Annotated in this window: 16 protein-coding genes; 5 read left to right on the top strand and 11 right to left on the bottom strand. The window is 73.1% G+C overall.

What is annotated here, in order from left to right; genetic code table 11:
* Positions 1 to 2: 2 nt before the first annotated feature.
* The 6 genes from ACQYWQ_RS01395 to ACQYWQ_RS01370 all read right to left on the bottom strand — a co-directional run bounded on the left by ACQYWQ_RS01395 (position 3) and on the right by ACQYWQ_RS01370 (position 8,126).
* Positions 3 to 947, bottom strand: a complete 945-nt coding sequence (locus ACQYWQ_RS01395) for a carbohydrate ABC transporter permease (RefSeq protein WP_431032007.1) — start codon at positions 945 to 947, stop codon at positions 3 to 5.
* Positions 948 to 949: 2 nt separating this feature from the next.
* Positions 950 to 1,858 (bottom strand): carbohydrate ABC transporter permease, encoded by a 909-nt coding sequence (locus ACQYWQ_RS01390; RefSeq protein ID WP_431032006.1) that lies wholly within the window; start codon positions 1,856 to 1,858, stop codon positions 950 to 952.
* Positions 1,859 to 1,993: 135 nt separating this feature from the next.
* Positions 1,994 to 3,241, bottom strand: a complete 1,248-nt coding sequence (locus tag ACQYWQ_RS01385; RefSeq protein ID WP_431032005.1) for an extracellular solute-binding protein — start codon at positions 3,239 to 3,241, stop codon at positions 1,994 to 1,996.
* A gap of 76 nt (positions 3,242 to 3,317) precedes the next feature.
* Positions 3,318 to 4,619: a Gfo/Idh/MocA family protein gene (locus tag ACQYWQ_RS01380; protein ID WP_431032004.1), complete on the bottom strand. Its 1,302-nt coding sequence runs from the start codon at positions 4,617 to 4,619 to the stop codon at positions 3,318 to 3,320.
* A gap of 174 nt (positions 4,620 to 4,793) precedes the next feature.
* Positions 4,794 to 6,707 carry a peptidase C14 gene (locus tag ACQYWQ_RS01375; RefSeq protein WP_431039030.1) on the bottom strand — a complete coding sequence of 638 codons (1,914 nt, stop codon included), beginning with the start codon at positions 6,705 to 6,707 and terminating at the stop codon, positions 4,794 to 4,796.
* 576 nt (positions 6,708 to 7,283) lie between these two features.
* A complete protein-coding gene (locus ACQYWQ_RS01370; RefSeq protein WP_431032003.1) occupies positions 7,284 to 8,126 on the bottom strand; it encodes an IclR family transcriptional regulator in 843 nt (280 codons plus the stop codon).
* A gap of 245 nt (positions 8,127 to 8,371) precedes the next feature.
* On the opposite strand from ACQYWQ_RS01370, the gene ACQYWQ_RS01365 reads away from it, so the two are divergent.
* The 5 genes from ACQYWQ_RS01365 to ACQYWQ_RS01345 all read left to right on the top strand — a co-directional run bounded on the left by ACQYWQ_RS01365 (position 8,372) and on the right by ACQYWQ_RS01345 (position 13,601).
* Positions 8,372 to 9,709, top strand: coding sequence for an aspartate aminotransferase family protein (locus ACQYWQ_RS01365; RefSeq protein ID WP_431032002.1), 1,338 nt, complete (start codon positions 8,372 to 8,374; stop codon positions 9,707 to 9,709).
* Positions 9,709 to 10,896, top strand: coding sequence for a mandelate racemase/muconate lactonizing enzyme family protein (locus tag ACQYWQ_RS01360; RefSeq protein ID WP_431032001.1), 1,188 nt, complete (start codon positions 9,709 to 9,711; stop codon positions 10,894 to 10,896). The genes ACQYWQ_RS01365 and ACQYWQ_RS01360 overlap by 1 nt, the downstream gene beginning before the upstream one ends.
* The gene (locus tag ACQYWQ_RS01355; protein ID WP_431032000.1) at positions 10,893 to 11,771 is read left to right on the top strand and encodes an amidohydrolase family protein; all 879 of its coding nucleotides are present in this window, start codon (positions 10,893 to 10,895) and stop codon (positions 11,769 to 11,771) included. Before ACQYWQ_RS01360 ends, ACQYWQ_RS01355 begins: the two co-directional genes overlap by 4 nt.
* Positions 11,772 to 11,835: 64 nt before the next feature.
* Positions 11,836 to 12,678, top strand: coding sequence for an SDR family NAD(P)-dependent oxidoreductase (locus tag ACQYWQ_RS01350; protein ID WP_431031999.1), 843 nt, complete (start codon positions 11,836 to 11,838; stop codon positions 12,676 to 12,678).
* Positions 12,675 to 13,601: a GNAT family N-acetyltransferase gene (locus tag ACQYWQ_RS01345; protein ID WP_431031998.1), complete on the top strand. Its 927-nt coding sequence runs from the start codon at positions 12,675 to 12,677 to the stop codon at positions 13,599 to 13,601. The genes ACQYWQ_RS01350 and ACQYWQ_RS01345 overlap by 4 nt, the downstream gene beginning before the upstream one ends.
* A 12-nt stretch (positions 13,602 to 13,613) precedes the next feature.
* Here ACQYWQ_RS01345 and ACQYWQ_RS01340 read toward each other — a convergent pair whose 3' ends face one another.
* The 5 genes from ACQYWQ_RS01340 to ACQYWQ_RS01320 all read right to left on the bottom strand — a co-directional run bounded on the left by ACQYWQ_RS01340 (position 13,614) and on the right by ACQYWQ_RS01320 (position 20,870).
* Complete coding sequence (locus ACQYWQ_RS01340; protein ID WP_431031997.1) at positions 13,614 to 14,657, bottom strand: hypothetical protein; 1,044 nt, start codon at positions 14,655 to 14,657, stop codon at positions 13,614 to 13,616.
* A complete protein-coding gene (locus ACQYWQ_RS01335; RefSeq protein WP_431031996.1) occupies positions 14,654 to 16,525 on the bottom strand; it encodes a hypothetical protein in 1,872 nt (623 codons plus the stop codon). The genes ACQYWQ_RS01340 and ACQYWQ_RS01335 overlap by 4 nt, the downstream gene beginning before the upstream one ends.
* Complete coding sequence (locus ACQYWQ_RS01330; RefSeq protein ID WP_431031995.1) at positions 16,522 to 17,274, bottom strand: toll/interleukin-1 receptor domain-containing protein; 753 nt, start codon at positions 17,272 to 17,274, stop codon at positions 16,522 to 16,524. Before ACQYWQ_RS01330 ends, ACQYWQ_RS01335 begins: the two co-directional genes overlap by 4 nt.
* 81 nt (positions 17,275 to 17,355) lie before the next feature.
* The gene (locus tag ACQYWQ_RS01325; RefSeq protein ID WP_431031994.1) at positions 17,356 to 18,639 is read right to left on the bottom strand and encodes a helix-turn-helix domain-containing protein; all 1,284 of its coding nucleotides are present in this window, start codon (positions 18,637 to 18,639) and stop codon (positions 17,356 to 17,358) included.
* Between the two features lie 218 nt (positions 18,640 to 18,857).
* The gene (locus ACQYWQ_RS01320) at positions 18,858 to 20,870 is read right to left on the bottom strand and encodes a glycoside hydrolase family 6 protein (RefSeq protein WP_431039029.1); all 2,013 of its coding nucleotides are present in this window, start codon (positions 20,868 to 20,870) and stop codon (positions 18,858 to 18,860) included.
* Positions 20,871 to 20,983: the final 113 nt, after the last annotated feature.

Below are 20,983 nucleotides of genomic sequence, written 5' to 3'. Positions count from 1 at the left end.
GATCATCCCTTCACGGCCGACCCCGTGACGCCCTCGGTGAAGTACCGCTGGCCCACGAGGTAGGCGCTGAAGATCGGAACGAAGGCGACGACGGAGCCCGCGAGTACCTGGTTGAGCGGCACCTGTTGCTGCTGGAGCGAGGCGATGCCCACGGTGAGCGTGCGCATGTCCGTGGACTGGCCGATGATGAGCGGCCACAGGAAGTCGTTCCAGTGCCACAGGAAGACGAAGGTGCCGAGCGTCGCGAGGATGGGCTTGAGGAGCGGCAGCACGATCCGGAAGAAGATCTGGAGTTCCGAGCAGCCGTCGAGCCGGGCGGCCTCGAACAGCTCGTCGGGCAGCCCCATGATGAACTGCCGCATGAGGAAGACGGCTTGGGCGTTGGCGAGGGTCGGCAGGATGAGACCCCAGTAGGTGTCCACGCCGCCGAGCTTCGCGATGAGGATGAAGGTCGGGATCATCGTGACGTGGTACGGGACCATGACCATCGACAGGAACGACCAGAACATCGTCTCGCGCCCGGGGAAGCGCTTCTTCGCGAAGGCGTACCCGGCGAGCGCCGAGAGCACGAGCACCCCGACGACCGAGACGACGGAGTACACGAGGGTGTTGAGCAGCCAGCGCGGTACGTCCTGCGAGCCGAGCACGTCCCCGTACGCGCCGCCGTGCAGCGGCCAGGGCGCGAGGCTGCCCGGCAGGTCGACGGCTCCCTCGGGCTTCAGCGAGAGCACGACCATCGCGTAGAACGGGAAGATCGTGACGAGCGCGGCGACGACGAGCAGCACTGCGCGCAGCACCTTGCCGCGGCGGCGCATCCGCAGCGCGGCGGGCAGCGTCTCGTGCGGCCTGGGCCCACGGCGCCCGGGCGGGCGGGGAGCAGGGACCTGCTCCCCGGCGGTCTCCCCGGCCTTCCCAGCGGTACGGGGCAGTTCGGCGGTGTCGCTCATCGTCAGCTCTCCTTTCCGATGACCAGCCGCTGGACGGCCGCGACCACGAGGGTCAGGACGAACAGGACGCAGCCGATCGCGCTGGCGTAGCCGAGGTCGAAGTACTTGAAACCGGCGTCGTAGAGCTGGAAGACGAGGCTGTAGCTCGCGTTCGCCGGACCGCCGCCGGTCATCATGTAGACGGCGTCGAAGACCTGGAAACTCGCGGTGGTCTCGATGACGGCGAGGAAGAAGAACGAGCCCTTGAGCTGCGGCGCGACGATGTACCTGAACCGCTTCCACGGCCCGGCCCCGTCGACGAGCGCGGCCTCCTCCAGTTCGCGCGGCACCTCCTGGAGCCGAGCGAGGAGGATGAGCATGCCGTATCCGCAGCGCGACCAGACCCCGACGATCGCGAGCGCGGGCAGCACGAGCGCCGAGTCGGCGAGCCACGACTGGTCCGGCAGGCCGAGGACGCCCATGACCTTCGACCACGGTCCGTCCGAGGAGAAGATCCACAGGAAGACCGTCGAGGCGAGGATGAGGCTCGTGACGACCGGCAGGAAGAAGACGGAGCGGAAGAGCTTCGAGCCCCGGAAGGCGCGGCGGGTCAGGAGCGCCAGGCCGAGCGAGGCGGCGATGGTGACGGGCACGGCCATGACCGTGTAGACGACGGTGACCTTGAGCGCCGACCAGAAGAGCGGGTCGTGCACGAGCCTGTCGAAGTTGTCGAGCCCGGTGAAGTGCGTGTCCTGGCCGAGGGTGTAGTCGGTGAAGCCGAGCAGCAGGCCCGCGATGCCGGGCCCGAAGCGGAAGGCGAGGAAGAGGAGGAGGGCGGGCAGGACGAAGAGCAGACCGATCCTGGCCTCGCGCCGGGCGTGCGGCCCGCGCCGGGGCCTGACGGGGTGAGGGCGTTCCGCGAGAGCGGACACGGGACCTCCTTCGGGGTGGTGCGGACGCCGCGGTGGCGGCGCGAGGGGCGGGGAGGAGACGGGGCGGTACGGGGCGCAGGCCGGGGCGGGCCCGTACGGGGTGGTGCGGGGCGTACGGGCCCGGCCCGCGGCGGCTCAGCGCTTGCGCGCGATGATCTGGTCCGCGGCCTTCGCCGCCGCGTCGAGCGCGTCCTTCGGGCTCTTCTTGCCGAGCAGCGCGGCCTGGATCTCCGGGGCGAGCGCGCCCATGACGTCGCGCGCGGCGGTCGCGAGCGGGCCGACCTTCGTGGTGTCGAGCGCCTTCGCGGTCTCCTGCTGCCGCGCGTCACCGGGGTAGAGGTCGCTCGCGTCCTCGCGGGTGGGGAAGTACCCGCCGGGCTTCTGGAGCCCCGCGCTGTTCTCCGCCCGGCTCACGAAGCTCACCCACTTCCCGGCGGCCTCCGTGTCCCCTCCCTTGAAGACCGCGAGGGTGCCGACGGTGCCGTACGCGGCGCTCGTGTCGGCGCTCAGCGGCTGCCGCACGATGATGTTGTCCTCGCCCCAGAAGGGCGCGACCTCGGCGGCGGTGTTCTGCCACGTGCACGCGACCTTGTTCTTGGCGAGGTCGGTCTGCTCCATCTTCGGTGTCGACGTCACGAGGTCCTTCGGCGCCCACCCGTTCCGCACGTAGGTGCGCAGCCAGCTCAGCGCCTTGACACCGGCGGGGCTGTCGAAGGCGACGCTCTTGTCGTCCTTCGCGAAGACGTCCCCGCCCGCCTGCCAAAGCAGCGGGTAGAAGGTCATGTTGAGCGTCGCCGTCGTGTCGCCGCTGTAGCTCGTCGCGTAGTAGCCCTTCGCCTTGAGCTTCGGCGCGAGCGCGTCGAGGTCGTCCCACGTGCTGGGGTACTGGTCGGCGAGCCCGGCGGCGTCGAAGACCTTCTTGTCGCACAGCAGCGGGTACGCGGACATGAGGACAGGGGTCGCGAGGGCCTTGCCGTCCACGGTGACCGCCTCGCGCGCGGCCGGGCGCAGCGCCTTCGTGTCGGCGGCGGACAGGTAGGTGTCGGCCGGCACCAGGTTGCGCTGGTAGGCGGCGAGCTGATCGGGGATGAGGTAGGCGACGTCGGGGCCCTTGTTCGCGGAGAGCGCGGTGGCGAGGGCGGTGTCGCGGTTGGCCCAGGGGTAGGTGGAGACCTTGACGTCGATGTCGGGGTTCTTCTTCTCGAACTCCTTCACCAGGCCGTCCCAGTACGCCTTGTTGGCCTTCTCGTCGGTGATGACGGGGTAGACCCAGGCGTTGACGGTGCCCTTGCCCGAGCCGCCGCTGCCCGAGCCGCAGGCGGCGGTGGCGGCGAGCGTCGTGAGGGCGAGGGCGGTACAGGCGAGGCTGCGGCGGATTCTCATGGTGGTGTGCTCCAGGCGGTACGGGGGAGGGGCGGCGTGCGGCGGTGCGGGGCGCGGGGGGTGGGCCGGGCGTGTGTCAGCGCGCGGGTACCTGCTCGACGGTCCCGTGGTGACGGGAGCGCTCAGCGGCGAAGGCCGCGAGGTGGGAGCCGAGCGAGTCGAGCGGGCCCGAGCGGATGCGGGAGAGGTCGCCGGTGGCGAGCGCGTCCACGAAGGAGGCGATGAGGACGGTGTCGCCGCCGCCGTGCCCCTCCGCGGCGTTCGAACCGGTCGCCTCCGTCTCGTGGACGGTGACGGTGTCGTCGCGGAAGTCGTGCACGGTGACGCGCTCCCCGTCGCCGCGCAGCCAGCCGTGACTCCCGAAGATCCGGGTCTGGCGGTGCGTCTGCTCGGTGAAGGCGCTCATCGTGAACGTCCCGGTGATCCCGCCGGACAGGCGCATCGCGACGACCTGGTTGTCGACCACGTCGTTGTCCGCGTGGTAGACGCACCGCCCGTACGGGCCCGAGCGCAGTGCCTCGGTGAGCACCTCCTCGTCCTCGGGCCCGTGCGCGCGGTCGGTGACGTGGCTGACCGGCCAGGCGCCGCCGGTCGTGCGCAGCGCCGGGTAGTAGAGCTTGCGCGCCGAGTACGGGCACGCCGACTCGACCTCTTTCGGGCAGTCGAGGCACGTCGTCGCCGCGTGCTCGGGCGCGTGCTCGGGGCGGAAGTGGGCGAGCGAGCCGAAGCTCGCGACGGTCTCGATGCGACGGCCTGTCACGTAGGCGATCCAGTCCAGGTCGTGGCTCGACTTGGCGAGGATCATCGGCGACGAGGTGGCCTCGCTGCGCCAGGGGCCGCGCACGTAGCTGTGCGCGTAGTGCCACCAGCCGACCGGCTCCAGGTGCTCGATCCCGGTGACCGTGCCGAGGACCCCGCTGTCGATGACGCCCTTCACGAGGTCGGTGTACGGCGTGTACCGCAGGACGTGGCACACGGCGAAGGGCACCCCCGTGGCGAGCACGCCTTCGACGAGGCGCCGGGTCTCCTCCTCGGCGGGCGCGAGGGGTTTCTCGGTGAGCAGTGCGTACCCGGCGCGGGCGAGCGCGAGGACGGGCTCGACGTGGTCCCTGTCCTGCGTGCACACGAGCACGGCGTCGGCGATCCGCTCGCCGCCGGGCCCCGGCAGCAGCCCCCGCCAGTCGTCGAACTCGGCGACGGGCCCCGCGGCGCCCGCCGCGGCACGGGCCCGCGCGGCGGGCAGCGGGTCGGCGACGGCGGTGAGCCGGGCCTGCCCGGGGTGCGCGTTGATCCAGTCGGTGTACGTGAGGCCGCGGTTGCCCGCGCCGGCGAGCGCGACGCGCACGGGCCGGCCGGGGCGGGGAAGGGGAGCAGTCATGGTGAGGTGTCCTCGCGGTACGGGGCGGTGCGGAGGTGGTGCGGGAGGTGCGGGGGCGGGCGGTGCGGGCACACGGGCCCTGCGGGGGGTACGGGCGCGGGGCGCGCGTACGGGGGGGAGGGTGCCGTGGGTACGGGGCCGGGGCGCCGCCCGCCGGGCCGGTGCGCGTGCCGCTCAGCCGAGCAGCAGGTTCCCGGCCTCGTGCCGCACCCGGTCGCCCTCGGCGGGCAGGCGCGTGCGGCGCGTGCCGTCCTCGACGCACCCGCTGTGCAGGAGCCAGCCCTTGGCGAAGGCCGCGGCGGCGAGGTCGATGCCGCCGCCGCGCAGGACCGCGCCCTGGGCGAGGTACTCGTTGGCGCCCTCGGTGAGGCGTATGTGCGCGGTGTCGCCCGCGGCTTCGCTCGTACAGGCGCCGAGCCGCCACCGTACGGTGCGGTCCTCGTCCCCCGCGCGCGAGAGCAGCGCTCCTGCCGCGTTGGTGCCGCGGAGCACCGCGCCGCCGTCGACGAGGAGTTCCTGGTCCTTCGCGCCGTTCAGCACGAGACCGGTGTCCTGGTGGCGGCCGCCGCGCACGGTCACGGAGGAGTGCGCGAAGGTGCTGGGCGCCGCTTCGGGCTTCCCCGTGAAGGCGCAGTCGTCGAGCACGAGCGGCCCTGTGCCCTTGAAGGAGGCGCCGTCGAGCCCGTCGAGCGCGACCCGTTCCAGGTGCACGGCCGCGTTCACGTCCGCCGCGGTCACCTCGGCGCCCTTGCCCTGCGTGAACGCGGAGTCGGCGACGACGGTGGGACGCGTCGAGCGCCGCGACGCCTGCGTGATCACGAGCGGTCCCGAGGCCGTGCAGCCCCGCAACTGGGCGCCGTCCGCGTTGATCCAGATCATCCCGGAGCCCTCCTGGGCGTTCCCGATGACGCGCATGTCCTCCAGCGTCAGATCGGTGACGGCGACGCGTGCCACGAACCACGAGCACACGTGCCTCGTGACGCTCACGCGCTTCGCCGCGCCGCCCCAGGCGGCACCGGAGTTGGCGAAGGTCATGAGCCCGGAGTTGCCCGTGTAGACGAGGTCGTGCTCGAACTGCCCGTGCGTGACGAAGGGGCCCTGGTCGTCGCCGTCGCCGTGGCAGTTGGTCACGTAGCCGTAGGCGGAGGCGGTCCAGTCGTTGAGGTGCCGCGCGTTGGCCGTGTGGCAGTCCTCGACGTGCCCGTACAGGCAGTAGATCTGCTGCGTCAGGTAGCCCGCGCCGCCCCAGGTCACCGAGGACGGGTTCTTCAACCGGCACTGGTAGGTGTGGAAGTACGTGCACCAGCGGCGCATCACGACGGGCCAGAAGGCGCCGGTCGCGTCGATGCCCGAGACGTCGCAGGAGACCGCGTACTCGTAGGCGACGGGGTGCGAGCCGGAGAGCTGATCGGCGTCGGGGACGCCTTCGAAGACCATGTTCCGCACGTGGCTGCTGATCACGGGCTCGACCTTCGTCCACCGGAAGGTGCGGCCGGCGGCGAGGTCCCAGCCGATCTTGTAGTTGACGCGGATGTGCGTGCCGTCGACCCGCTCGGTCACCTGGACGAGGCGCTGCACCTCCTTCTCGTACTGGCCGCCGCCGGGCTTCGCGTCGATCTCGACGGCCCACCACTCGCCGACGGCGAACGCGCTCGCGTCGGGCACTTCGAAGACGTCGGCGAGGTCGGGCATGGGGGCCGAGAGCTCGGCCGTGACCGTGGTGGCGGTGCGCCTGCCCCTGAAATAGAGGACGGCGCCGAAGGGGTTGTCGTCCGTGTTCGGCTCGATGCCCGTCGTGGTGACGCGGTGGCCACCGAAGTCGAGTGCGATGCCCGAGCGGTCGAAGGTGTGCCGCTTGGTGAAGTTCAGGTCGGTGTGCGCCTCGACGCGGTGCACGGAGGGGTCGTGCACGAGCGCGTCGAGCGCGGCGTCGGCGGGCGTGTCCGGGCCGAAGAGGCCGAAGGAGCGGAGGTCGACGACGCCGTCGTGCAGGCGCAGCCAACGGCCCTTCCTGCCCGCGCCCCTGGGGGCGAGGACGGTGCCACCGTTGTCGGCGGCCGCGGACGTCTCGTCCCAGGTGACGAGCATCCCGCCGCCGTCGCCCGGTGTGCGGTAGCCGCTGACGAGGACGGCTTGGCCGGGGGTGCGGTCACGGGGCGGCAGGGCTCGCAGGGCCTTGACGTCGGTGACGGTACGGGGCGCGGGGGCGCCCGTGCCGGGCGCGGCCGATGCCGTGGTGGTGCCGGCCGCTGTCGCGGCGAGCAGGAGGCCGCCGATGCCGCCGGCGCGCAGGAGTTGTCTGCGGCGGGCCGTGCCGGGCCCGGGCGCGGCCGTTGCTTCGGGACCGGCGTCGGGCTCGGGGAGTGGTGCGGGGAAGGGAGGACGGGACGCAGTGCTCACGGGGGACTCAACCTCGGGTGGTGGACCGGCTGGTGAGGTGGTGCATTCCCGCGGCGAACGACTGCCGGTCGCACGAAGGCCGGTGCGGCCCGTACGAGCGGGGGCGGATGGCGAGGAGGGCGCGGGGCGGTCGCCCCGCGCCGTGACTCCGGGAGAGCAGCCCGGCGAGAAACAGGTCACGGCGCCGGTTCGGGCACTGGCCCGCCGGATTGCCGGTACCTAAGCATCCCCGGCGGGCGAGGTCAACCCCTCGGGCGTCCGCCCCTACCGCCCCTGCCGCTCCGGCGCGTAGCCCAGTGCCCCGCTGATCTCCTCGGCCGCGTCCCGCACTTCGCGCCCCAGCTCCTGGAACCGCCAGCTCGGCAGGTCCAGTTTGAGGCCTGTGACGCTGATCGCCCCGGCCGGCTCACCCCGGTGGTCCCTGAGCACGCTCCCGATGCAGAAGATCCCGTCCGCGTCCTCCTCGTCGTCCAGCGCGTACCCCGAGGCCCGCACGTCGCGCAGATGCGCGAGCAGGGTCGGCTCGTCGGTGATGGTGCGCGAGGTCCTGCGCGGCAGCCCGCTCGCCGCGAGCAGGGCGCGCGCCTCGTCCTCGGGCAGCGCGGCGAGCAGCGCCTTGCCGAGCCCCGAGCAGTGCGGCAGCTCCCGCGTGCCCATGCGCAGGTCGAGCCCGGGCCCCACGGCACGGTCCACCTGGTCGATCACGACCGCCTGCCCCGCCTCGGGCACGGCGACCCGCGCCGCCATCCCCGTCGCCTCCGAGAGCCGCGCGAGCACCGGGCGGGCCACGTCCCGCAGCGAGACCTGGGCCCTGGCCCTGTCCCCGAGGCGCGCGAGCGTCATCCCGAGCCGGTAGCGGCGGTTCATCCCCTCGCCCTCGTCGGCGACCATCCCGTAGTGCCGCAGTGTCTGGAGGATGCCGAACGCCGCGCTCTTGGAGATCCCGCAGGCCTTGCCCACCTCCGTGACGCTCAGCCCCCGCCCGGGTTCCCCAGCGGCGAGTGCCTCCAGGATCTCCGCGCCGCGCCCCACGGTCTTCACCCAGTACTTCGCCGCTTCGGCCGGTACCGCCGCCTCACCCTGACTCTTCCGCTGACTGTTCTGCATAGCCGAACACGATAGTCCGTACCTGATCCCCTGTCCGGAGAACGCCTCTTGACGCCGGAATCAGGCGGCTTTACGCTGAGCGCGCTGTTCCGAATAACAGAACACTGTTCTGAAAAACGCACCACTGTGGCGCCTCCGGGCGGCACACGGCACAGCAATCGCGACGAATGCGGCGGATGGCACCGGAATCCCGCTGAGCAGAGCGGGCCTCCGGCCGACAGCAATCGACGCAAGGAGCACCACACATGACGCTCGCCGAACGCGCCCGCCGGGTCATCCCCGGGGGCGTCAACAGCGGCCAGCGCAGCATCCCCGGCTTCACCGATCTGGTGATCGCCAGGACCCGGGGCTCGCGCTTCTGGGACCAGCACGGCCGGGAGTTCACCGACTACCACGCGGCCTTCGGTCCCGCCGTGCTCGGCCACAACGACCCCGACGTCGCGGCGGCGACCGCCGAGGCAGGCACCACCCTCGCCCTCGCGGGTGTCGGCGTCACCGAGGCCGAGGTCGCCCTCGCCGAGGAACTCACCGCGCTCGTCCCCTCGCTGGAGAAGGTCCTCCTCACCAGCACGGGCAGCGAGGCCACCTTCCACGCGCTGCGCGTGGCCCGCGCCGCCACCGGACGCGACCTCGTCGTCAAGTTCCAGGGCTGCTACCACGGCTGGCACGACGCCGTGAGCCTCAACGTCATCTCCGCGCCCGAGCGCGTCGGCACGAAGGACCCCACCTCCACGGGCATCCTCGCCCCCGTGCTCGACGCGACCCTCGTCCTGCCCTTCAACGACCCCGAGGCCGTGCGCCGCGTCTTCGCCGAGCACGGCGAGGACATCGCCGCCGTCATCCTCGAACCCATCCCGCACAACGTCGGCGCCCTCCTGCCCACCGACACCTTCCTGCGCACCCTGCGCGAGGAGTGCACCAAGGCCGGCACCGTCCTCGTCTTCGACGAGGTCATCACCGGATTCCGGCACGGCCTCGGCGGCTACCAGGAGATCTGCGGGATCACCCCCGACCTCACGACCCTCGGCAAGGCCATCGCCAACGGCGCCCCCATCGGCGCGCTCGGCGGCCGGGCCGACCTCATGGACCTCTTCAGCACCCGCCCCGGCGGCCCCGCCTTCTTCGCCGGTACGTACAACGGCCACCCCCAGGTCGTCGCCGCCGCGCGCGCCACGCTGCGCAAACTGCGCGAGGAACCCGTCCACGAGCACCTGTACCGCCTCGGCGCCCGCGCCCGGGAAGGGCTCACCGCGCTCTACCGCGAGCTGGACGTCCCCGCCGTCGTCACCGGCTTCGGCTCCGTCTTCGTCACGTACTTCATGGACGGACCCGCGCCGCTCACGTACGACGACCTCCTCGCCAACGACGCCGCGCGCTTCATCGGCGTGCGCCGCGCCCTCACGGAGCACGGGATCTTCGAACTGCCCCTCAACCTCAAGCGCAGCCACATCTCGTACGCGCACACCGACGACGACATCGACCGGCTGCTCGAAGCGACGGGGAAGGCCGTGCGCACCGTGCTCGCCGAAGGCACACCCACCGACCTCGCCCACACCTCGACGATGGGCGGGGCGCGACGCTGATGCTCACCGTCAACACCACCAGGCCCGCGGGGCCCGCCGGGCGCATCACGCGTGTCGAGACCCTGATGCTCGGCACCGCCTGGCGCGACTTCGCCTACGTCCGCCTCCACACCGACGAAGGACTCACCGGCGTCGGCGAGATCACCCACCCCTACCGTGCCCGCGAGACCTGCGCGCTCACCGAGGCGATGGGCCGCCGCCACCTCGTCGGCGCCGATCCCTTCGACACCGAGGAGATCTGGCTGCGCATGTACCAGGGCGACTTCCTGCGCGGCGGCGACATCGGCGGGATCGTCGTCTCGGGCGTGGACCAGGCCCTGCACGACCTCATGGGCAAGGCACTCGGCGTCCCGGTCTACCGGCTCACCGGCGGTGCGACCCGTGACCGCGTCCGCGTCTACGCCAACGGCTGGTACACCGGCGCGCGCGAGCCCGAGATCTTCGCCGCGAAAGCCGAGGAGACCGTCGCACGCGGCTACACCGCGCTCAAGTTCGACCCCTTCGGCGCCGGGCTGCACCACCTGGAGAAGGCCGAACTGCGGCGCAGCGTCGCCCTTGTCGCCGCCGTGCGCGAGGCCGTCGGGCCCGACGTGGACCTCTTCATCGAGGGCCACGCCCGCTTCGGCACGGGCACCGCGCGACAACTCGTCGACGCGCTCGCCCCGTACGAGCCCGGCTGGTTCGAGGAACCCCTGCCGTGGACGCTCATCGAGCGTTACGCGGAGCTGCGCGAGCGCGCGCCCTTCCCGATCTCGGGCGGCGAGCACTTCCACAACCGCCACGAGTACAAGCAGCTCTTCGCGACCCGCGCGGTCGACATCGTCCAGCCCGACCTGAGCATGGCGGGCGGCTTCACGGAACTGCGCAAGATCGCCGCCGAGGCCGACACCCACGGCATGACCGTGGCCCCGCACAACTCCAACTCCCCGCTGTGCACGACCGCTTCGGTGCACGCCGTGCTCGGGATCACCAACTTCCAGATCCTGGAGACCTTCGACGGCCTCCTGGAGCCGTACGTCTTCGACGCGATCAAGGGTGCGCTGCCCGTCGTGGACGGCCACATCGAGCTGCCCACGGCGCCGGGACTCGGCATCGAACTGGTCGACGAGGTCTTCGACGCGCACCCGCCCAGCCACCGCTTCTGGAACATGTTCGCGGAGGGCTGGGAGAAGAGGAACCGCACGTGAGCACCACCACCCCGCCGCCGGCGGTCTCCGGGCCCGTCGTCGACGTCCACTCCCACCTCTTCCGCCACAGCCACGACTTCGACGCCACCTTCCGCGCCGAGTCCGCGCGCGCCCACGCGGGGGAGGTCGACCTCACCGTGCGGTACGAGGAGTACGCGGCGAGCGCCCCGCCCGGCACCCGCACCGTCGTCGTCGGCGGCAAGGCCAGGCGCAGCGGCCTGTGGGTGGACGACGCGGCCGTCGCCGCGTACGTCGCGCGGCACCCCGCGCAGCTCATCGGCTACCTCGCGATCGACCCGACCCAGCCCGGGTGGCGCGAGGAACTGCGGTACGGGCACCAGGAGCTGGGCCTGCGCGGCATCAAGATCATGCCGATGTACGCGGGCTTCGACCCGGCGGACCCGGAGTACGACGACCTCTTCGGCTACGCCGAGGAGCACGGCCTCCCGCTCCTCGTCCACACCGGCACCACCTTCGTCTCGCAGGCCCCGCTCGAATACGCGATGCCCCGCCACCTCGACCGGGTCGCGATGCGCCACCCCGAGCTGCGCATGGTCCTCGCGCACCTCAGCCACCCCTTCGAGGGCGAGTGCGTCGCCGTCATCCGCAAGCACCCCCACATGTACGCGGACATCAGCGCCCTGCACTACCGCCCCTTCCAGCTCTGGCACAGCCTGCGGCTCGTCCAGGACTACGGCGTGTGGGACAAGCTCCTCTTCGGCAGCGACTACCCCTTCACGACGGTGAACGACTCCATCGAAGGGCTGCGCCGCATCGCCCGCGTTCCCGGCATCCCCGGGCTCGACCCGCTCGACCAGGACGCCGTCGAAGCCCTCATCCACCGCCCCGCACTCGACCTGCTCGGCCTGGCCTGAGCCCCCGCGCGCCCCCGGCCCCTCGCCCGGGGGCGCGCAGGGCTCCCGTACCCCTGGAGCTTTCATGGACCGATTCGACCTCACAGGCCGCACCGCGCTGGTCACCGGCGCCGCGGGGGCACTGGGCCGCGCCTTCGCGCGCGCCCTCGCCGAAGCGGGCGCGGACCTCCTCCTCGTGGACCTGCCCGGTGCCGAGGGCCTGGAGGAGACGGCGCGAGCGGTACGGGCCACGGGCCGCGCGGTCGCCCTCCACCCCCAGGACCTCGCGCGGACCGAGGAGTTGCCCGCCTTCGCCGACCGGGTACGGGAAGCGGCCGGGCCCGTGCACATCCTCGTCAACAACGCCGGGGTCGCCGCGCTCGAACGCTTCAACACCATCACGCCCGCGAGCTGGCGGCACGTCATGCGGGTCAACACCGACGCCGTCTTCTTCCTCTCCCAGCGCTTCGCCGAGCACATGATCGCCGACGGCGTCCCGGGCCGCATCATCAACATCACCTCGAAGAACGCCCACGTCGCCGAAGCGGGCCTCGCCCACTACAACGCCTCCAAGGCCGCGGTGGACCTCCTCAGCAAGACCCTCGCGATCGAACTCGCCCCGCACGGCATCACCGTCAACACCCTCGCACCCGGCATGGTCGACACCCCCATCGACGACGCATTCCCGCTCGCGCACGAGGAGTTCGAGGCCGCCTACCGCGAGCGCATCCCGCTCGGCCGCTACGCGAGCCCCGAGGAGTGCGCGGGCCCCCTGCTCCTCCTCGCCTCCGAGGCGGGCGCGTACGTCACCGGCACCCACCTCCTCGTCGACGGCGGCGTTCTCGCCGACCAGATGCCCCGCACCCGCTTCATGCCGCCCTACCGCGGCAGCCTCCCCGCGCAGAGCGCGCCCCCGGAGAGCGTGTGAGCACCACCCACCGCCCCGCCGCCGAGGCCGACGAACCCGCGCTCCGCGCCCTGTGGGCGGAGGTCTTCGGCCCCGCCCCCGTCGCGGCCCTGTGGGAACGGGACGAGGACCGGCACGCCCGTACTCTCGTCACCACCGAGGGCGGGCGGCTCGTCGCCGCGCTGCACTTCGAGCCACGACCCGTGCGCACCGCGCCCGAAGGCGCGCCCGCCCGCGTCGCGTGCCTCGGTGGCGTCGCCACACTCCCCGGAGCACGCGGCAGGGGACACGTACGCCGGATGCTCGGCCTCGCCGTGGCCCGGATGGCCGACGACGGCTGCGCCTGGTCGCTCCTCTTCACCGGAACCCCCCGGGTCTACGAGGGCGCGGGCTGGACCACGTACAAGGCCCCCGCGAGGGAAGGCCCCCTCGCCGCGCCGCCCCGCGCACCCGGCGGCGTACGCGTCGCGACGGCCGCCGACCTCCCGGCCCTCGCCCGGCTCCGCACGGCGTACGACGCCACGCGCCCCCTCACCACCGTCCGCACCCCCGCCGACTGGCACCACCGCGTCCCCGCCTGGTACCCGCCGGCCACCACCACGACCCTCGTCACGAGCGACGGCACCGGCTACCTGACCCTGCGCCACCACACGGGCCCCGGCACGGCGACCCTCGAAGAGGCCGCACTCGCCGACCCCGCCGACACCCCCACCCTGACCCGCCTCCTCACCGCCGCGGCCCACCACGCCCGCCTCACCGGCCACCACCACGCCCGCACCCACCTCCCACGCGCCCTCACCCCCGCACTCCCCGCCTTCCTCGCCACCTCCCGCGCCGTCCCCCGCCGCACCGGCATGACCCGCCCCCTCACGGCGACACCCGAGGAGATCCGCGCGACAGTCACGGCGAGAGGGGCGGCGCACTGGTACGGGGACTCGTTCTGACCCGCGCCCGGGTCAGCCTCCTGCCGGGTCCGGCGCCTCCGTCTCCCCGGCCCGGTACTCCGCCGGCGGATCGAAGCGGCGCACGAGCCTGTCCGCCGACTCGGGGAAGTCCTGACCGCGCAGGTACTCGGCGAACTGCTTGGCGAGCATCGCACGGCGCGGGTCGCCGTCGGGGACGCCCAAGGCCGCGAAGACACCGGCGAGATGGTCCGCCACCGAGGCTTCCACGGCAGCGGACACCTCCTCCTCCTGCTCCTCTCCGGGCGGCGGCGCGAGCAGCGCGCGCAGCCGCTCGGGTATCTCGGTGTCATTGGCCGCCGAGGTGAGCCGGGCGAGGAGATCGAGGTCAGCGACGGTCTTGTCGATCCGCCCGTCGTTCTTCGCCAGCCACCACACGACCGCGCTCCCCGTGTCCTTGAGCACGTCGTCACCGAGGTACGCCCTGCGGCTCTGCTCGTGCGTGCGCTCGTGCTCCCACACCGCCTTCCGCTTCCGCAGATCGGCCAGTTTCTCCAATCGCTCCTGGTCCTGCGCGCGCAGGACCAGCCTGATGTCCTCCGCCATCGCCCGTACGTGGCCCGAGCGGTCCGCGCGCATCGCGCTCAGCGCCCCGCTCACCTCGTGCCGAACGAAGGAGACCCGGCCGGGATCGCGCAGTTCCGTGATCGCCCGCGCCCGTGCGAGCACGGCCTCGACGGCGAGGCCCCCGGGATTGCCGATCACCTCGTTGCTCCCCGGCGGGGCGAGCGGCCACCAGCGCACCGTTCCCGACAGCAGGAAGTCGTAGTCGGGCCACGCGCTCGGCAGCGCCACCTCGTTGATCCGCCGCTCCGTGTGCTCCACCGGGCTCGCCGTCCGCTGCTCGTCGAACGCGGCAGGCACCTCACCGCGCCGCCGGGCGGCGCGCGCGAAGAGCACGGGAGGCGTGGCGAGCACGAGCACGCCGAGAACCGGCCACACCCACAGCGGCCACCCCCGGCACACCGCCACGAGGGCGAGCACCAGCCCGCCGATGACGGTCAGGAAGACCGTCGCGGCCCTGCGTCCGCTGGTCATACGACAGCGCCCCTCTCGGTACGTGCCGCGCGCTGGGCCGCCGTGAGGCGCGCGAGCAGTGCCTCGGAGACGGCCGCCGCGCGGGCGGGGTCCCCGGGTGCGGCCCGTTCGGCGTCGCGCGCGCAGGCGTAGAGGGCGGCGAAGAGGGCCCCGCGCCCGCGCGGGAGCGGGGCGGCGGCGCCGACGAGGACAGCGAGGAGGACCTCGCGGAGCGGGGAGGCGGCGGCGTGGTGGAGCCAGCGCGCGGCGTACGGCTGCCAGGCGGGCGGCGGCAGCGCCCCGAACACGAGGGACCAGCAGGCCAGGACCTCTTCGGCGGCCCCTTCCGTGACGGCTTCCGCAGGGCAGGCGTCGAGGAAGACACGCGGGTCCGCGGGGTGCTCGTCCCTCAGCACCCGCCGCACCAGCTGGGGCAGCACGCGCGGATCGGTGGCCACCAGCTCCCGCAGCGCGGCGACGCCGTGCCTCGTGCCGCCCTCGTTGCGGGAGAGGTGGTGCAGACGGACGAGGGCCTGGAACGGGTGCGTGAGGGAGAGGACGTTTCCGCACACCTGGGCGAGGACGAGGGATTCGGTGGGGGAGGGGCGGGCGCGGGTGCGTTCGTACAGCCAGCGGCGCGTCTCGCGGCCGTGCGCGGGGTCGCGCAGCCCGCGGGCGAGCAGGTGCGCCGCGCCTTCGGCCGCGCCTTTCGCGCACCAGGACGCGGCGAGTTCGTGCAGCGCGTCCGGGTGCCCCGTCCGCAGGTGGGCGGCGGCCAGGTGCGCGGCCGCCTCGGGCTTCAGCGGCTCCGGCAGACCTGCCGCCCATCGCCCGAGCGACCCCCGTACCTCCGGCATCGTGTCCCAGAAGTGCTCGCGCACCTCCGTGTCCTGCCCGGGCACGAGGAAGCGCACGCAGCCGTCCGCGCCGATCCGCGCGCCGACCGCGCTCAGCCGCTCGGCCAGGTCCTCGCGCTGGAGCAACGGCCGCTCGTCGACCGGACCGCCGAGCGCGCGCAGCAGCTCCGCCGCCTGCGCGTGCACGACGTCCCCGTGCTCCCCGTGCAGGAGAGCGACCGTCAGCAGCAGCGCACGCTGTCCGGCCTCGCCCAGCCCGGCCACCTGGGCGGCCACCTCGGTGCGCCGCCCGCGGAAGGAGCGCAGCGCGGTGTCCGCCCAGGCGGCGAGCGTGCCGGCGGTGTCGGCCTCGGACGCGGCCTTGACCAGGTCGGTGAAGTCGGCGAGCTGCGCCATCGACCGCGTCCGGTCCGTACCGAGGAACTCGCTGAACGCGGGCACGGGGAAGCGGCTGAACGGGACCTCGCTCACCTCCAGATGCCGTCGCAGTACGCCGAGTTCGTCCGGCCGGCCGATCTCCGCCCGAAAGGGGCGCAGGGCCCCGGCGAGCCATTCGCCGTGCGGCACCACGACGACGAGGTGGGCCTCGCGCTCGCGCACGGAGGCGCGCAGCGCGGGAAGGTCGGGGTGGAGGGCGTCCCAGCGGTCGCGACCGGCGGCCGACAGGTCGAGCAGCAGCAGATCGCCCCTGCTCACCACGTCCGGCTCGCGGAGCCCCGGTTCACCCTCCTCGCCGGGAAGCAGCTCGCGGTAGGCGCCCAGCCCGGCGAGGAGCACGGCGGCCGTCGTGGAGCGGCCGCTGCCGGGGGTGCCGTCGAGGAACACCGTGCGGGTCGTCCTGAGCCGCCCGCGCGCGGCGGCGAACCCGGGGGGAGGAACGAAGGTGTCCCGGAGTGCGGCGAGGTGGTCGTCGGCGACCCTGCGGAAGGACCAGGGGTCGGGCTTCTCCTGCACCTGGACGTACTGGTCGCCCGTCCCCGCGTGCACCGGGCCGTGCGCCGTGCCGACCCAGGTGTGCGCGCCCCCGCTCATCGCTCGCCCTCCTCGCGCCGCCGGTCGCCGAAGTGCTGCTGTACGTCACCGTGTTGGTCGCCCTCCACGTACATCGCGCCGTCGCCCGACACGTGCCGGTCGCCGCCGTGGTGGCGGGAGTTCTGGAAGATGTCGCCCCGGCCGGTGTGCACCGGGCCGTGCGCCTCCCCGATGTGCGTCCCGAGATGCAGGCCCCCGCTCACATCCCGCGTCTGCACGGTGTTCCCGCCCACGTCGCCCGTGCTGTTCGTGACCGTGCCCGGCCCGGGCGAGGGCCTGTCCCCTTCCTCCTTCTCCAGGCCGGGTACCAGCGCCGCCACCGCGTCCCCGATCCGCCGGACCCCGCCCTCGATGTCGTGCGTGTCGAAGAGCGCGGACTGGAGGTCGGCGAGCGGGGCGAGTTCGGCGGGCAGCTCGTCGGGGGAGAGGCGGGGCGTGCGGCGCCCGAGCAGGACGGGGATCACCGGGGTTCCCCACTTCAGGGCCGTGACGATCTCGTGCCGCACCCAGTCCGCCGGATCGCTCAGCTTCGTACGGAAGTTGACCCAGTCGGGGCCGATGACGGCGAGGAGTACGGAGCACTTGCGCAGCGCCGATTCCAGCTCCCCGGGGTAGGCGCTCCCCAGCTCGATCGAGCGGGACGCGTGGAAGACGTGGGCGGCGCCGAAGCGTGCGGCGAGCCTGTCGCTGAGGTGGGCGGCGGCGGCTTCGCCGTCTCCCGTGCGGTAGTTGACGAAGATTTCGGGCATGACGCACCTCGGTTTCTCGTTCTCGCGGGAGTGTTTTCTCGGGGAGTCGGCCCGGGGGATCGGGCTCGGCGGAGTGGGCGCTCAGGAAGGACGGAGCGCCGTCAACGGGCCGAGGCGCGGAGCCAGTTCCCGCACCCCCGGGTGGTTCCGGTGCCTGGCGAGCGCACGGGCGAGGCGGCGCAGGTCGACCCGTACCGTCGCGGAGTGGAGCGCGGCCACGCCGTCGAGCAGCCGCGCAGTGAGCGCGCACGCCTCGTCGATCTCGCCATCGAAAGCGCGCGCGAGCGCCTGCCGCACCCCGAACCGCACGTGCGTGCGCACCGCACCGGGGGCGATACGGGCGAGCTGGCCGCCCAGTTCCTCGGCGCCCTCGCCCGGTCTGCCGAGGTCGACGAGGCACCAGCCGTGCACCATGCCCGCCGGGTCGGGCAGGTGCGTCGTGCCGAGGACGGGCTGCCCCGCGTCCTCACCGCGCGCGAGGAGCCGCCGCGCCCGGTCGAGTGCCCGCATGCAGGCGTCCCTGTCACCGGCCAGGGCGTGCCCCTGCGCCTCGCGCTGGGCCGCGAGCCCGCGAATCCGGGGCGGCAGCGCCGGGTCCTGGGCACGCCGCGCGAGCGCGACCGTCTCGGCCGCTTCCTCGCGGTAGAGCGTCACGAGGGCGCGGCGGACCAGCGCGTACCCGGCGAGCGCCCGGTCCCCGCCCGCCGCGGCGAGGTCGACGGCCTCGCGGGTCCACCACAGCGCGGCCCGCTCGTCCCCGTCCTCCTGGAAGAGCCAGCCGATGTACTCGGCGTACCGCGAACCCAGCAGGAGCAGCCGCTCCCGTACACCGGTACGGGAGAGCGCCGCCACCCCGCGCAGCGTGTGCGTCTGCGCGACCAGCGCGGGCAGCAGCACGCCCGGTGGCAGGCTCTGCCCGAGGCGCCTGTACTGCGTGAACAGCGTGCGCGACGCCGTCAGCAGCTCCTCCGCCGTGCCGGGCGAGAGCGCCTCCGCCGCCGGAGCCCGCCACACCATGAGCGAGGCCGCGCCCGCGACGACCGCCTGCCGCCGCCCGAGCGGCCGAAAACCGCCGCCCTCGTCCGTGAGCCGCATCTCCCACTCCTCCTCACCCCCCTTTCCGCCGTCCGGCTCCGTCGCCGCGCCGCTCGTACCCGGCACGAGGGCGAGCAGCTCGCCCCCGGCCCGCAGTGCCGCGTCGCACAGCCGGACGAGGTCCCGGCTCGGCGCCTTGAGACCGCGCTCGACCTTGCTGAGTTGCGCCGTGCTGTAGTGCACCGCCGAAGCGAGCGCCCGAAGGCTCAGGCCTTCCCTGAGCCGTCGTCTGCGCAGCTCCGTACCGAAGGGGACGGACGGGTGTGACACGGGACCTCCCCACCCTGCCGCCCGGCGCCGCGTGACCTCGAAAAGCGTGCGGCACGCGGTGCGGGGGCGACAAGACGATCGCTGGTGTTTCCCGTTTCCTGTTCCGCGCGGCCCGCGCGCACGCGGCGCGGGGACGATGTGACCGGAAAGCGCCGGGCCGGGACGCGCCGCGGGGCGGCGGGGCCCACGGCCCCACCGCCCCGCGCACTGTGTGTGCGTCAACTCAGTGTGCAGCTCTCCCCGTTCACCGTCACCGAGGTCGGGGCCGCGTACGTGCCCGTGCCCTGGTAGCCGAAGGAGACGCTGCCCCCGGCCGGGATGTCGGCGTTGTAGTCCACGTGCGTGGCCGTCGCCGTCGTGCCCGAGAGCGTCACGGTCGCGCTCCACGCGTTCGTCACGGCCGTGCCCGACGGGACGGTGAAGGTCGCCTTCCACGCGGTCAGTGGCGTGTCACCGGTGTTCTTGAGCGTCACGTCCGCCTGGAACCCACCGCTCCAGGTGTTCGCCGTCCAGGTGGCCGCGCAGGCTCCCGTACCGCCCTCGTCGCCGCCGCCACCGCTCGCCGCCGTCGTCCCTGTGACGGCGGCCGACGCGGCCGAGACATTGCCCGCCGCGTCCTTGGCGCGGACCGTGTAGGCGTACGCGGTCGACGCCGCGAGCCCCGTATCCGTGTACGACGTGGCGCTGCTCGTCGCGACCTTCGTACCGTCGCGGTAGACGTCGTAGCCGGTCACGGCCGTGTCGTCGGTGGAGGCCGACCAGCTCAGCGAGACCGATGCGGACGTCGTGCCGGTGACCTTGAGCCCGGTGGGGACGCTCGGCGCCTGCGTGTCCTCGTCACCGCCGCCGCCCGGAGTGCCCACCGGCGGGTAGGCGTTGGCGAGGAGCTGGCGGAACTGGGCGGAGAACCAGTGCCCGGCGACGGGCGAGTCGGGGAGCGCGCCCGACATGCTGTTCCCGTTGCGCCCGTTGCCGGTGTACGTGGGGTCGCACATCCGGTCGAAGCCCTTGCCCTCGTCGTTGTCGATCGCTTCGCTCGACCCGTCCGACTCGCCCGGCGGCTTCGCCCACACGTACGAGTCGATCCCGGCGGCGGGCGAGACGGCGGGACGTTCACCGAGCCCGGCCCCTGACTGGTTGCACCAGTTGCCCGCGTGGATGCGCCGGTCGGTGCGCGAGCCGTCCACGAAACCGTCGACCGTCGTGGCCGTCGACGGCGCGGTGGGCCGCGCGGAGCCGCCCCAGCCGTTGCGCGAGGTGTCGATCAGCATGCCGATGCCGGAGTCGAAGCCCTCCGCGATCAGCGCGGTGCGCAGGCCCTGCGCGAAGGTCTGCTCGTCGGCGTACTGGTTCCAGTCGATCCACTTCGACTGCCGTACGGTCTGCCCGTTCACGGTGTCGGTGATCTTGAGGTACGGCTCCGTCGTGGCCGAGTAGTTCGCGGTGTTGACGATGAAGCCGGCGACGTCGTTCACGCCGGCGCCGCTCGTCGTGGCGGCCTTCTTGAACTCCTGTGCCGCAGGGACGAGGTTGGTGTCCCAGCCGAGCCAGCCGTGGTGCGCGGCATCGACGTAGTTGTAGACGTTGGGGATCGCGCCGAGGGTGTGCAGCGCGTACCCGACGCCCTTCTCGTAGTTGCCGTTCTCCTTCATCGTGGCGCACGCGTCCGTCGAGCCCTCGGTGCCGCCCGCGTTGGTGACCAGGTTGGGGAGCGAGTCGGGCTCGATGAGGGTGACGATCCGCAGGTTCGCGTAGGCCGGGTCGTCGAGTACGTCGGCGATCGGATCGATGTACTCGCTCTCGTAGCGGTCGATCTCGGTGGGGCCGAGTTCGCCGTTCGAAGCGAGCGCGGCGCAGTCGCGGCCAGGGAGGTCGTAGATGACGAGCTGGACGAGGTCCGCGCCCTGGTCGAGCGCGGTGTCGAGGTGGGCGCGCAGGCCGCGCTTCTCGCTGTCGCCCTCGATCGCGGCGATCTGGTCGAGCCACACGAAGGTCGGTTCGTCGGCCACCGCTTCTCCGCCGGGCTCGGCGGCGGCGAGCGCCGACCAGTCCGGATTCACGTAGGCGGTGGCTCCGGCGTAGGGGTTGTCGACACGGGCGGCGGGCGCCGCCGCCGCCGGCTGCGTGGCGACGAGCGCGGTCCCCGCGGCGAGCGCGAGGGCGGCGAGTGCCCCGAGGGCACGCGGGCGGCGTCTGGACGTGGGGGGTCGGGCGGGTCCTCGTACGTTCAACGGGTGCTCCTCGATCTGGGAGGCCGGTACGGACATGCGGGTGCCGAGCGCCCGCGAGCGCCGCCCCTGACGGGCGGTCACCTTGCGGGAGCGCTCCCACCGTCGGCGCTTGC

Source organism: Streptomyces sp. P6-2-1 (assembly GCF_050613165.1).
Taxonomy (GTDB): domain Bacteria; phylum Actinomycetota; class Actinomycetes; order Streptomycetales; family Streptomycetaceae; genus Streptomyces.
The sequence above is the reverse complement of the archived record's forward strand: the minus strand, read 5'-3'. Positions and strand labels throughout refer to the sequence as shown.